We start from the raw sequence: 12,765 nt of genomic DNA on the forward strand, positions 1-12,765 counted from the left end.
ACGTACCGGTCAGACCGTTGTCTCACCTCGCCCGCCGGGCACCGTCCGGCGTCGCGCTCACTCCTCTCCCGCCGGCCGCAGATGGACGATGTCGCCCGCGCCCACCGGTTCGCGCACCCCGTCGGCCGTGGCCAGGATCAGCCGCCCGTCGCCGTCGACGGCGACCGCCTCACCGGTGACCGACCGGTCGCCGGGCAGTTCGGCCCGGACCACTCGTCCCAGCGTGGCGCACCCGGCGGCGTACGTCTCCTGGAGACCGCTGGCGACCGGGTCGCCGCCGGCCCGCCGCCACCTCCCGTACCACTCCTCCAGGGAGCGCAGGACGGCACGCAGAAGGGTGTCGCGGTCCGTGGTCGCGGCCCCGGCGAGGGCGAGCGACCCGGCGGCGGGCACGGGCAGTTCGTCCTCGCGGAGGGTGACGTTGATGCCGATGCCGATGACGACGCCGTCCGCTCCGGCGCGCTCGGCGAGGATGCCGCCGGCCTTGCGTTCCGCGCCCGCAGCCCCGGCCGGACCGGGGACGGTGACCAGCAGGTCGTTGGGCCATTTGAGGGCCGTGTCCACGCCCGCGGCGCGCGCCAGGCCGGTCGCCACCGCGACGCCGGTGAGCAGCGGCAGCCAGCCCCAGCGGGCGACGGGGACCTCGGCGGGCCGCAGCAGCACGGAGAAGAAGAGGCCGGAGCGGGCCGGTGCCGTCCACTGCCGGTCCAGCCGCCCCCGGCCCGCCCGCTGTTCCTCGGCGACGAGCACCGCGCCCTCGTCCGCCGTGCCGTCGGCGGCGCGGGCGACGAGGTCGGTGTTGGTGGAGCCGGTCCGGGCGACCACCTCGATCTCGCGCCACAGTCCCCCTTCCCGCACCAGCGCGCGGCGCAGGGCGGCGGCGTTGAGAGGGGGGCGGTCCAGGTCGGACCAGCGGCTGTCGTTCGCGTCTGAGGCATCTCGCGGCGTCATGCAACCCACCCTAGGTGTGGTAAACGCCGCACTGCCGAACCGTATCGGCGCCACTACCCTACGAGTCAGTAGCAAAGCCCCCGGAGCACGTCGTCCACAGGCCGCGCAGCGGTCACACGCACCACGTCACCCTCACGTCCCCTTTGAGCAGGCAGGGAGCCGCATCCCGATGTCCGAGCCGCAAGAGCGCCAGGCGATCGAAGAGATCGACATCCACACGACCGCGGGCAAGCTCGCGGACCTGCAGCGCCGCATCGAGGAGGCGACGCACGCCGGCTCCCAGCGCGCCGTCGAGAAGCAGCACTCCAAGGGCAAGTTGACGGCACGTGAGCGGATCGCGCTGCTGATGGACGAGGGGTCGTTCGTCGAGCTGGACGAGTTCGCGCAGCACCGCTCCACGGACTTCGGCATGGAGCAGAACCGCCCGTACGGGGACGGGGTCGTCACGGGGTACGGCATGGTCGACGGCCGCCCGGTCGCCGTGTTCTCGCAGGACTTCACCGTGTTCGGCGGCGCCCTGGGCGAGGTGTTCGGCCAGAAGATCATGAAGGTGATGGACTTCGCGCTGAAGACCGGCTGCCCGGTCATCGGCATCAACGACTCCGGCGGCGCCCGCATCCAGGAGGGTGTGAGCGCCCTCGGCATGTACGGCGAGATCTTCCGCCGCAACACCCACGCCTCCGGTGTGATCCCGCAGATCAGCCTGGTCGTCGGGCCGTGTGCGGGCGGCGCGGTGTACTCCCCCGCGATCACCGACTTCACGGTCATGGTGGACCAGACGTCGCACATGTTCATCACCGGCCCGGACGTCATCAAGACGGTGACCGGTGAGGACGTCGGCTTCGAGGAGCTGGGCGGCGCCCGCACCCACAACGCGACCTCGGGCGTGGCCCATCACATGGCGGGCGACGAGAAGGACGCCATCGAGTACGTCAAGCAGCTGCTGTCGTACCTGCCGTCGAACAACCTCAGCGAGCCGCCGGCCTTCCCCGAGGAGGCCGACCTGGCCCCGACGGACGAGGACCGCGAGCTCGACACGCTGGTGCCGGACAGCGCGAACCAGCCGTACGACATGCACACGGTGATCGAACACGTCCTGGACGACGCCGAGTTCTTCGAGACGCAGCCGCTGTTCGCGCCGAACATCCTCACCGGCTTCGGCCGGGTGGAGGGCCACCCGGTGGGCATCGTCGCCAACCAGCCGATGCAGTTCGCCGGCTGCCTGGACATCGACGCGAGCGAGAAGGCCGCGCGGTTCGTGCGCACCTGCGACGCCTTCAACGTGCCGGTCCTCACCTTCGTCGACGTGCCGGGCTTCCTGCCGGGCGTGGACCAGGAGCACACGGGCATCATCCGGCGCGGCGCCAAGCTGATCTTCGCGTACGCCGAGGCGACCGTCCCGCTGATCACCGTCATCACCCGCAAGGCCTTCGGCGGCGCCTACGACGTCATGGGCTCCAAGCACCTGGGCGCCGACCTCAACCTGGCCTGGCCGACCGCGCAGATCGCCGTGATGGGCGCCCAGGGCGCGGTGAACATCCTGCACCGGCGCACCATCGCCGCGGCGCCCGAGGTGGAGCGGGCCGCGGTCCGCGACAAGCTCATCCAGCAGTACGAGGACACGCTGCTGAACCCCTACACGGCGGCCGAGCGCGGCTACATCGACGCCGTCATCATGCCGTCCGACACCCGCGCCCACGTCGTACGGGGGCTGCGTCAGCTCCGTACGAAGCGGGAATCACTGCCTCCGAAGAAGCACGGCAACATCCCCCTGTAGGCCTCGCGGTTCCGGGCCGAGCGGGCCCCAGGGCATGTCGGACGACGGCAAGTGACGGAGGAGAGATGACGATCAAGGTCGTACGGGGCAATCCGACCCCGGAGGAGCTGGCCGCCGCCCTGGCGGTGGTCAGGGCGCGCGCCGCGGCGGCCGGGGCCGCGCCGTCCGGCGCGCCGCGCGCACCCGAGGCGTGGGCCGACCCGGCCCGGCTGGCCCTCCGCCGGCTGCCGGCCCCGGGCCCGCGGGCCTGGGGGCGCACGTACTGGCCCCACTGACGGGTCACCGCCGCTCACCGCCGGCCGGCGGCCGGTGCCGGCCGGCCGGCGGTGTGCGGGCAAGTTGAGTACGCGTACTCAGGTGCGCGGGGCCTGTGCGGCGCAGGATCGAAGGCATGCTGTGGTCAGACCCTGAGAACGAGCCGCCCGAGGAACTCCGCGACATGCAGAACATGTTGCGGCGCCTGGGCGTCCTCATGGCTCTCGCCATGGTGCTCGCCATGATCGTCCTCGGCGTCAGGTGAGCGCGTACGGCGGCGGGCCGCAAGGCGCCGATACGCTGGGCGCATGACTGATCAGCCGCGCCGCAGACTCGTGCTCGCCTCCCAGTCCCCCGCCCGGCTCGGTCTGCTGCGGCAGGCCGGGCTGGCACCCGAGGTGATCGTGAGCGGGTTCGACGAGGACGCCGTCACCGCACCGACCCCCGCCGAGCTCGCGCTCGCGCTCGCCGAGGCCAAGGCCTCCGTCGTGGCGGCGCGGCCCGAGGCCATGGGCGCCCTGGTGATCGGCTGCGACTCGGTCCTCGACCTCGACGGAGAGCCGCTCGGCAAGCCCGCCGACGCGGAGGAGGCCACGGCCCGCTGGAAGGCCATGCGCGGCCGCGCGGGGACCCTGCAGACCGGTCACTGCGTGTACGACACGGCGGCCGGGCGGTACGCGTCGGCGACCGCGTCCACGGTGGTCCGCTTCGGCGAGCCCAGCGACGACGAGATCGCCGCGTACGTCGCCTCGGGCGAACCGCTCCACGTGGCGGGCGCCTTCACCCTGGACGGCCGTTCGGCGCCCTTCATCGACGGCATCGACGGCGACCACGGCAACGTCATCGGCATCTCGCTGCCGACCGTGCGCCGCCTGCTGGCCCGGCTGGGGGTCGGCATCACGGAGTTGTGGGCACCCCGGGAACGGTGACGGACGGCGTCCGGCGGGTCCGACGCCCACCCGGCCCGCCGGTCGCGTGATCCGCTGCCGCGTGGCAGGCGACCGGGCGGTCGCCGGCCGGGCGATGGCCCGTCAGGGTGTGGTCGGCTCCGGTCCCGTGAACGGCGCGGTGCCGGTGTTCCCGGCGCCCTCGCGGTCCGGGGCGGCCGCCGTGTCGCCCGGAGCACCGCCCGTGCCGGACGTCGGCACCGCGCCGGACGGGCCCTCCTTGCGGTCGTACGCCACGAGCATCAGCACGATCAGGCCCAGGACCACCATCATGAACGCGAACGCGGGCCAGCCCACCAGGCCCACCGCGAAGGCGCCCAGCAGCGCGTGCACCACGGCGGCGCTGATCAGCAGGACCCTGCCGGGCAGCCCCGGCGCCCGGTCGCGGATGCCCACCAGCAGGGCGGCGACGCCGCACAGCAGGAAGTAGAGGCCGAAGACCAGTCCGCCGATCTTCGAGGACAGGGCCATCATGTCCGAGTCGAGCCCGGCCAGGGACATGTCCTGCCGGTCCACGACGACGCCGAGGAACCAGTTGACCAGCGCGATGCCGACCGCCTCCATGAAGAGCACGATCGCGGTCACCCATGCCACCGGTCTGCGCACCACCGGTCCCCACCCACTTTCGGCTGCTGTTACCCCAAGTATGTTCGAGACAGCCGAACGCTACTAACGGGTATACCTTCGGACAAGGGTTTCGGCCAGGGCAAAGAATCGTTGGGCCATTCGTAGGGACTCCACAAAGAAACCCGTTCGGCCGCAGCGTGGCCTCACAGAGACCTTGACCACATCCGGGGGCTAGGGTTCTCGGGAGGAAGCCCGCGTGCCATGGCGCGACAAGGGATTTCGCGGTCGAGCGAGCCTCGGTTCACGCTCCGTGTGGGCAAGCTCACCATTGGGGATGGGTCGAAAGGTCGTGTCGGCTGTCCCTAAACTCGGCTTGTTTCAAGGAGGGAGCCATCGTGCGCAAGGTGCTCATCGCCAACCGTGGCGAAATCGCTGTCCGCGTGGCCCGGGCGTGCCGGGATGCCGGGATCGCGAGCGTTGCCGTTTACGCGGAACCGGACCGGGACGCTCTGCATGTCCGTGCGGCGGACGAGGCGTTCGCGTTGGGCGGTGACACCCCGGCCACCAGTTATCTGGACATCGCCAAGGTGCTGCAGGCCGCCAGGGACTCCGGTGCGGACGCCATCCACCCCGGCTACGGATTCCTTTCCGAGAACGCCGAGTTCGCCCAGGCCGTGCTGGACGCGGACCTGATCTGGATCGGCCCGCCGCCGCAGGCCATCCGCGATCTGGGTGACAAGGTCGCCGCCCGGCACATCGCGCAGCGCGCCGGCGCTCCGCTGGTCGCCGGTACGCCCGACCCGGTGTCCGGCGCCGACGAGGTCGTCGCGTTCGCCCGCGAGCACGGCCTGCCGATCGCCATCAAGGCCGCCTTCGGCGGTGGCGGCCGCGGCCTGAAGGTCGCCCGCACCCTCGAAGAGGTGCCCGAGCTGTACGACTCGGCGGTGCGCGAGGCGGTGGCCGCGTTCGGCCGCGGCGAGTGCTTCGTCGAGCGTTACCTGGACAAGCCCCGGCACGTGGAGACCCAGTGCCTGGCCGACTCGCACGGCAACGTGGTGGTCGTCTCCACCCGTGACTGCTCGCTGCAGCGCCGCCACCAGAAGCTGGTGGAGGAGGCCCCGGCGCCGTTCCTGTCGGACGCTCAGGTCGCCGAGCTGTACGCCTCGTCGAAGGCGATCCTGAAGGAAGCCGGTTACGTCGGCGCGGGCACCGTGGAGTTCCTGGTCGGCGCGGACGGCACGATCTCCTTCCTGGAGGTCAACACCCGGCTCCAGGTGGAGCACCCGGTGACCGAGGAGGTCTCCGGCATCGACCTGGTGCGCGAGATGTTCCGCATCGCCGACGGCGAGGAGCTCGGCTACGACGACCCGCCGCTGCGCGGTCACTCGTTCGAGTTCCGCATCAACGGCGAGGACCCGGGCCGCGGCTTCCTGCCGGCGCCCGGCACGGTCACCACGTTCGCCCCGCCGTCCGGTCCGGGCGTGCGCCTGGACGCGGGCGTGGAGTCCGGCTCGGTCATCGGCCCGGCGTGGGACTCGCTGCTGGCCAAGCTGATCGTCACGGGCGCCACGCGTGAGCAGGCGCTGCAGCGTGCCTCCCGCGCGCTGGAGGAGTTCACCGTCGAGGGCATGGCGACCGCGATCCCGTTCCACCGCGAGGTCGTCAAGGACCCGGCGTTCGGGCCCGAGCTGACCGGCTCCGCCGAGCCGTTCACGGTCCACACCCGCTGGATCGAGACGGAGTTCGTCAACGAGATCAAGCCGTTCGCCGCGCCCGCGGACACGGAGGCCGAGGACGAGCCGGGCCGCGAGACGGTCGTCGTCGAGGTCGGCGGCAAGCGCCTGGAGGTCTCGCTGCCGGTGTCGCTGGGCATGTCGCTGGCCCGTACGGGGCTCGCGGCGGGCGCCAAGCCGAAGCGCCGGGCCGCGAAGAAGTCCGGTCCCGCCGCGTCCGGCGACACGCTCGCCTCGCCGATGCAGGGCACCATCGTCAAGGTCGCCGTCGAGGAGGGCCAGGAGGTCAAGGAGGGCGACCTCGTCGTCGTCCTGGAGGCCATGAAGATGGAGCAGCCGCTCAACGCCCACCGCTCCGGCACCGTCAAGGGGCTGAGCGCGGAGGTGGGCGCTTCCATCACCTCGGGCGCCGCGATCTGCGAGATCAAGGACTGACCCGGGGCTGAACACCCCCGGTGCGAGACACGGCGCCCGGCGGACCGGCACATCCGGCCCACCGGGCGCTTCGCCGTTCGCGGGGGCTTGCGCGCCCCCGGGGACTGCCACGTCCGGACGGCTGCGGCCTCCGTACGGGTGCGTGCCTCCGTACGGACGCCACGGGCGCCGGGGACGCCACTGGCTCCGCGTGCCGCGTCTACCGGCGCCGCAGGTCGGCGACCCGGGCGCGCTCGCCCGTGGGCTGCTCCCCCAGCGCCGTGGCGCTGCGCAACTGCGGTGTCCCGCCGGGCACCTGGCCGCGTCTCGGTCCCGGAAGCGGCAGGTCCCGCCGGGACTGACGGCCCGTCGGGACCGCGTCCGCGCCGGCGCTCCCCGCGCCGCCCGCCGCACCGGCCACCGCGATCTGCACGCCCTGGTCGGCGAGCGCCTGGAGTTCGGTCAGGGCGCGGTCGTCGTGCGCGGGCGGCTCGTCGGTGACCAGGCGCGTGATCACGTCCGTCGGCACCGTCTGGAACATCGTGTCGGTGCCGAGCTTGGTGTGGTCGGCGAGCACCACCACCTCCGCGGCCGCCTGCACCAGTGCCCGGTCGACGCTGGCCGACAGCATGTTGGAGGTGGACAGGCCGCGCTCGGCGGTCAGCCCGCTGCCCGAGAGGAAGGCCCGGGTGACCCGCAGCCCGTGGAGGGACTGCTCGGCCCCGCTGCCGACGAGGGCGTAGTTCGAGCCGCGCAGGGTGCCGCCCGTCATCACGACCTCCACGCGGTTGGCGTGGGCGAGCGCCTGGGCCACCAGCAGGGAGTTGGTGACCACGGTAAGGCCGGGCACCCGGGCGAGCCGGCGGGCCAGCTCCTGCGTCGTGGTGCCCGCTCCCACCACGATGGCCTCGCCCTCTTCGACGAGACCCGCGGCGAGATCGGCGATGGCCGTCTTCTCGGCGGTCGCGAGATGAGACTTCTGCGGAAAGCCGGACTCCCGCGTGAAACCGCCCGGCAATACCGCACCGCCGTGCCGGCGGTCGAGGAGTCCTTCTGCCTCCAGCGCGCGCACGTCCCGCCGTACGGTCACTTCGGAGGTCTGGACGACGCGGGCGAGCTCACGGAGCGACACGGCCCCGTTCGCTCGCACCATTTCGAGGATCAATTGGCGACGTTCTGCAGCGAACACGAAACTGACAGTAACCCCAACGACCGTCTGCTTTCAGCAGTTTGCGCCGAATAACAGAAGTTGTTCGCACGGCCGGACGTGAAGTGGTATACATGTCCACCTGCCCCGTCCGAGCCGTGCGCGCGACCCCGCGATCCCCCGTGACCAGCGGGGAGCCGGGCCGGGATCAGCCCCCGTCCGCCGTCTTGCGGTTGTGCAGCTGCCGCGCGACCTCGGCGATCGAGCCCGACAGGGACGGGTAGACGGTGAAGGCGTTCGCGATCTGTTCGACGGTCAGGTTGTTGTCGACCGCGATCGAGATGGGGTGGATCAGCTCGGAGGCGCGCGGCGCGACGACCACACCGCCGACGACGATCCCGGTCCCCGGACGGCAGAAGATCTTCACGAAGCCGTCCCGGATGCCCTGCATCTTCGCGCGCGGGTTGCGCAGCAGGGGCAGCTTCACGACACGGGCGTCGATCTTGCCGCCGTCCACGTCGGCCTGCGAGTAACCGACGGTGGCGATCTCGGGGTCGGTGAAGACGTTCGACGAGACGGTCTTCAGGTTCAGCGGGGCCACCGCGTCCCCGAGGAAGTGGTACATGGCGATGCGGCCCTGCATCGCGGCCACCGAGGCGAGCGCGAACACACCGGTGACGTCACCGGCCGCGTACACGCCCGGGGCGGAGGTGCGCGAGACCTTGTCGGTCCGGATGTGCCCGGAGTCCTTGACCTGGACCCCGGCCTCCTCCAGGCCCATGCCCCTGGTGTTCGGGATGGCGCCGACGGCCATCAGGCAGTGCGAGCCGCTGATGACCCGGCCGTCGGAGAGGGTGACCTCGACGCGGTCGCCCACCCGCTTGGCGGACTCGGCGCGGGAGCGTGCCATCACGTTCATCCCGCGGCGCCGGAACACGTCCTCCAGCACGGCCGCCGCGTCCGGGTCCTCGCCCGGTAGCACGCGGTCCCGGCTGGAGACGAGGGTGACCCGCGAGCCCAGCGCCTGGTAGGCGCCGGCGAACTCGGCACCGGTCACACCGGAACCGACCACGATCAGCTCCTCGGGGAGCTCGTCGAGGTCGTAGACCTGGGTCCAGTTCAGGATGCGCTCGCCGTCGGGCAGCGCGTCGGGGACCTCGCGCGGGTGCCCTCCGGTGGCGATCAGCACGGCGTCGGCGACCAGGGTCTCCTCGGTACCGTCCGCCGCGCGCACGACCACCTTCCGCGAGCCGTCCATCGCCTGCTGCCCGTCGAGCCGGCCCCGGCCGCGCAGCACGCGCGCCCCGGCCCGGGTCACGGACGCGGTGATGTCGTGGGACTGCGCGAGCGCGAGCCGCTTCACACGGCGGTTGACCTTGCCGAGGTCGACACCGACCACGCGCGCGGGCGCGTCGACGGGAGGGGTGTCGTCGGCGACGATGATCCCCAGCTCCTCGTAGGAGGAGTCGAAGGTCGTCATCACCTCGGCCGTGGCGATGAGGGTCTTGGACGGGACGCAGTCGGTCAGCACCGACGCCCCGCCCAGTCCGTCGCAGTCGACGACGGTCACCTCCGCGCCGAGCTGGGCGGCCACCAGGGCCGCCTCGTATCCGCCGGGTCCGCCACCGATGATCACGATCCGAGTCACGTACTCCATTGTCCCGCACGGCTCGGGGTGCTTCCTCCCCGGGGGCGGCCAGGAGCGCGACAGTCGTGCGAGGGACTGTCGTACGACGGGTGCGGAAGCGACGTCTGTGGCACCCGTGACGCGCGTCGTCGCTGCCGTACTCTCGACCCCATGTCGCTCTACGCCGCGTACGCCGGCAATCTCGACCCGCGGCTCATGACGCGCCGCGCCCCGTATTCGCCGCTGCGCGCCACCGGCTGGCTGACCGGCTGGCGGCTCACCTTCGGCGGTGAGCACATGGGCTGGGAGGGCGCGCTCGCGACGATCGTCGAGGCCCCCCGCTCCCAGGTGTTCGTCGCCCTGTACGACATCGCGTCGCTGGACGAGGACTCCCTGGACCGCTGGGAGGGCGTCGGGCTCGACATATACCGGCGCATGCGGGTACGGGTGCACACGCTCGACGGCGAGGAACCCGCGTGGGTGTACGTCCTGAACGGGTACGAGGGGGGACTGCCCTCCGCCCGCTACCTGGGCGAACTGGCGGACGCGGCGGAATCGGCGGGCGCCCCGCACGACTACGTGATGGAGCTGCGCAAGCGCCCCTGCTGACCGTGGCCCGCCCGGACGGGCCGCGGAGCGACCACGGAGCGACCGCGGAGTGACCACGTTCTGAGATTCGTTGGAAACGACACGACAACGATCGCGGGACCGTGAGCTCTGTCATCTACGCGCGTAGGCCGATACCGGCTACCCTCATGCGCGTGAACGCATCTCTTCTTCCGGACGACATCCAGGGCGATCCCCACGCCGCCGCCGACGCCGCCGCCTCGCGCCTGCGCGAGCTCACGGGCGCCGAGACCCACGACGTCGCCCTCGTGATGGGCTCCGGCTGGGCGCCGGCCGTGGACGCGCTGGGCGCCCCCGAGGCCGAGCTCCTGGTCACCGAGCTGCCCGGGTTCCCCCCGCCGGCGGTCGAGGGCCACGGAGGCAAGATCCGCTCGTACCGGATCGGCGACAAGCGCGCCCTGGTGTTCCTGGGCCGCACCCACTTCTACGAGGGCCGGGGCGTCGCCGCCGTCGCGCACGGCGTCCGTACGGCCGTCGCCGCCGGCTGCAAGACCGTCGTGCTCACCAACGGCTGCGGCGGCCTGCGCGAGGGCATGCGCCCCGGTCAGCCGGTGCTGATCAGCGACCACATCAACCTGACGGCGACCTCGCCGATCCTCGGCGCGAACTTCGTCGACCTCACCGACCTGTACTCGCCCCGGCTGCGGGCGCTGTGCAAGGAGGTCGACGCGACGCTGGAGGAGGGCGTGTACGCGCAGTTCCCCGGCCCGCACTACGAGACGCCCGCCGAGGTCCGCATGGCCCGCACGCTCGGCGCGGACCTGGTCGGCATGTCGACCGTCCTCGAGGCCATCGCCGCCCGTGAGGCCGGTGCGGAGGTCCTCGGCATCTCCCTGGTGACCAACCTGGCCGCCGGCATGACGGGCGAGCCCCTCAACCACGAGGAGGTCCTCCAGGCCGGCCGCGACTCCGCCACCCGGATGGGCTCCCTGCTCGCCCAGGTGCTGGACCGCCTGTAGGCACCCCTTCCTCCCGGGGAAGGGAAAGGGGGCACGGGGCGTGTCCGGGTTACAGAGCAGCGTACGAACGAAGAGAGGTGCACCCGACGTGCAGGACGACGGACTCATCGCACGGGCCGAGGCGTGGCTGGCCGAGGACCCCGACGCCGAGACCCGCGAGGAACTCGCCGGGATGATCGGCGCCGGTGACGTGACCGGGCTCGCCGCACGCTTCGGCGGCACCCTCCAGTTCGGCACCGCGGGCCTGCGCGGCGAGCTCGGCGCCGGCCCGATGCGGATGAACCGCGCCGTGGTCATCCGCGCCGCCGCGGGCCTCGCCGCATACCTGAAGGCGAAGGGCACGACCGACGGCCCCGTCGTCATCGGCTACGACGCCCGTCACAAGTCGGAGGACTTCGCCCGGGACACCGCGGCCGTCATGACCGGCGCGGGCCTGCGCGCCGCCGTGCTGCCGCGCCCGCTGCCCACACCCGTCCTCGCGTTCGCCATAAGGCACCTCGGCGCGGTGGCCGGCGTCGAGGTCACCGCCAGCCACAACCCGCCCCGGGACAACGGCTACAAGGTGTACCTCGGCGAGGGCTCCCAGATCGTGCCCCCCGCCGACGCGGAGATCGCCGCCGAGATCGCCGCCGTCGCGCGCCTCGACGACGTACCCCGCCCGGACCACGGCTGGGACGTCCTCGACGACAGCGTCCTGGACGCCTACCTGGCCCGTACGGACGCCGTCCTCGCCCCCGGCTCCCCGCGCACCGCCCGGACGGTCTACACGGCCATGCACGGCGTCGGCACCGAGACGCTGCTCGCGGCGTTCGCCCGCGCCGGGTTCCCGGAGCCCGTGCTGGTCGCCGAGCAGGCGGACCCGGACCCGGACTTCCCGACGGTCGCGTTCCCCAACCCGGAGGAGCCGGGCGCGATGGACCTCGCGTTCGCCACGGCCCGCGCGCACGACCCGGACCTGATCATCGCGAACGACCCCGACGCGGACCGCTGCGCCGTCGCCGTGAAGGACGGCGGGCGGTGGCGCATGCTGCGCGGCGACGAGGTCGGCGCGCTGCTCGCCGCCCACCTGGTCGGGCGCGGCGCGGTGGGCACGTTCGCCGAGTCCATCGTCTCCTCCTCCCTCCTCGGCCGGATCGCCGGGAAGGCGGGGCTGCCGTACGAGGAGACGCTGACCGGCTTCAAGTGGATCGCCCGGGTCGAGGGCCTGCGGTACGGGTACGAGGAGGCCCTCGGTTACTGCGTCGACCCCGAGGGCGTGCGCGACAAGGACGGCATCACCGCGGCGCTCCTGGTCACGGAGCTGGCCTCCGAGCTGAAGGAGCGGGGGCGCACGCTGCCCGACCTGCTCGACGACCTCGCCGTGGAGCACGGCCTGCACGCCACCGACCAGCTGTCGGTCCGCGTGGAGGACCTCTCGCTGATCGCCGACGCGATGACCCGGCTGCGTGAGCGGCCGCCCACGTCGCTGGCGGGCATGGCGATCACGGCGGCGGAGGACCTGACGCGGGGCACGGACCGGCTGCCGCCGACGGACGGCCTGCGCTACACGCTGGACGGCGCGCGCGTCATCGTCCGCCCCAGCGGCACGGAACCCAAGCTGAAGTGCTACCTGGAGGTCGTCGTCCCGGTCGCCTCCCACGCCGGCCTCCCCGCGGCCCACGCGACGGCGGCGGACCTGCTGGCCCGGATGAAGGCGGACCTGTCGCGGGCGGCCGGCATCTGAGCACCCTCAGGACGTGCGGGACGGGGGGCCACCGACCG

The 12,765-nt window shown here is 72.5% G+C and carries 12 protein-coding genes; 8 read left to right on the plus strand and 4 right to left on the minus strand.

The window, feature by feature from the left end; all coding sequences use genetic code 11:
- Positions 1-57: 57 nt before the first annotated feature.
- Positions 58-951 (minus strand): biotin--[acetyl-CoA-carboxylase] ligase, encoded by an 894-nt coding sequence (locus tag ACFY93_RS01035; RefSeq protein WP_391352433.1) that lies wholly within the window; start codon positions 949-951, stop codon positions 58-60.
- Positions 952-1,120: 169 nt separating this feature from the next.
- Here ACFY93_RS01035 and ACFY93_RS01040 point away from each other — a divergent pair, with 169 nt between their 5' ends.
- From ACFY93_RS01040 to ACFY93_RS01055, 4 genes are all read left to right on the plus strand, one after another.
- The gene (locus ACFY93_RS01040) at positions 1,121-2,728 is read left to right on the plus strand and encodes a carboxyl transferase domain-containing protein (RefSeq protein ID WP_391352435.1); all 1,608 of its coding nucleotides are present in this window, start codon (positions 1,121-1,123) and stop codon (positions 2,726-2,728) included.
- Positions 2,729-2,793: 65 nt separating this feature from the next.
- The gene (locus ACFY93_RS01045; protein ID WP_391352437.1) at positions 2,794-3,003 is read left to right on the plus strand and encodes an acyl-CoA carboxylase epsilon subunit; all 210 of its coding nucleotides are present in this window, start codon (positions 2,794-2,796) and stop codon (positions 3,001-3,003) included.
- 116 nt (positions 3,004-3,119) lie between these two features.
- Positions 3,120-3,248, plus strand: a complete 129-nt coding sequence (gene mmpB / locus ACFY93_RS01050; protein ID WP_391352438.1) for a morphogenic membrane protein MmpB — start codon at positions 3,120-3,122, stop codon at positions 3,246-3,248.
- A 43-nt stretch (positions 3,249-3,291) separates the two neighbouring features.
- Positions 3,292-3,912: a Maf family nucleotide pyrophosphatase gene (locus tag ACFY93_RS01055; protein ID WP_391352440.1), complete on the plus strand. Its 621-nt coding sequence runs from the start codon at positions 3,292-3,294 to the stop codon at positions 3,910-3,912.
- Between the two features lie 102 nt (positions 3,913-4,014).
- Here ACFY93_RS01055 and ACFY93_RS01060 read toward each other — a convergent pair whose 3' ends face one another.
- Complete coding sequence (locus ACFY93_RS01060) at positions 4,015-4,539, minus strand: hypothetical protein (RefSeq protein ID WP_391352442.1); 525 nt, start codon at positions 4,537-4,539, stop codon at positions 4,015-4,017.
- Between the two features lie 353 nt (positions 4,540-4,892).
- Between ACFY93_RS01060 and ACFY93_RS01065 the strand changes: the two genes are divergently transcribed.
- Positions 4,893-6,665, plus strand: coding sequence for a biotin carboxylase N-terminal domain-containing protein (locus ACFY93_RS01065; protein ID WP_391352443.1), 1,773 nt, complete (start codon positions 4,893-4,895; stop codon positions 6,663-6,665).
- Between the two features lie 199 nt (positions 6,666-6,864).
- On the opposite strand, the gene ACFY93_RS01070 is transcribed toward ACFY93_RS01065, so the two are convergent.
- A complete protein-coding gene (locus ACFY93_RS01070; protein ID WP_391352444.1) occupies positions 6,865-7,833 on the minus strand; it encodes a DeoR family transcriptional regulator in 969 nt (322 codons plus the stop codon).
- 166 nt (positions 7,834-7,999) lie between these two features.
- The gene (locus ACFY93_RS01075) at positions 8,000-9,448 is read right to left on the minus strand and encodes an NAD(P)H-quinone dehydrogenase (protein WP_391352445.1); all 1,449 of its coding nucleotides are present in this window, start codon (positions 9,446-9,448) and stop codon (positions 8,000-8,002) included.
- Between the two features lie 141 nt (positions 9,449-9,589).
- On the opposite strand from ACFY93_RS01075, the gene ACFY93_RS01080 reads away from it, so the two are divergent.
- From ACFY93_RS01080 to ACFY93_RS01090, 3 genes are all read left to right on the plus strand, one after another.
- Complete coding sequence (locus ACFY93_RS01080; RefSeq protein WP_391352447.1) at positions 9,590-10,027, plus strand: gamma-glutamylcyclotransferase; 438 nt, start codon at positions 9,590-9,592, stop codon at positions 10,025-10,027.
- A gap of 152 nt (positions 10,028-10,179) precedes the next feature.
- Positions 10,180-11,004 carry a purine-nucleoside phosphorylase gene (locus tag ACFY93_RS01085; RefSeq protein WP_391352449.1) on the plus strand — a complete coding sequence of 275 codons (825 nt, stop codon included), beginning with the start codon at positions 10,180-10,182 and terminating at the stop codon, positions 11,002-11,004.
- Between the two features lie 88 nt (positions 11,005-11,092).
- Positions 11,093-12,727: a phospho-sugar mutase gene (locus tag ACFY93_RS01090; RefSeq protein ID WP_391352451.1), complete on the plus strand. Its 1,635-nt coding sequence runs from the start codon at positions 11,093-11,095 to the stop codon at positions 12,725-12,727.
- Positions 12,728-12,765: the final 38 nt, after the last annotated feature.

The organism is Streptomyces sp. NPDC008313, from assembly GCF_042956125.1.
Lineage (GTDB): Bacteria > Actinomycetota > Actinomycetes > Streptomycetales > Streptomycetaceae > Streptomyces.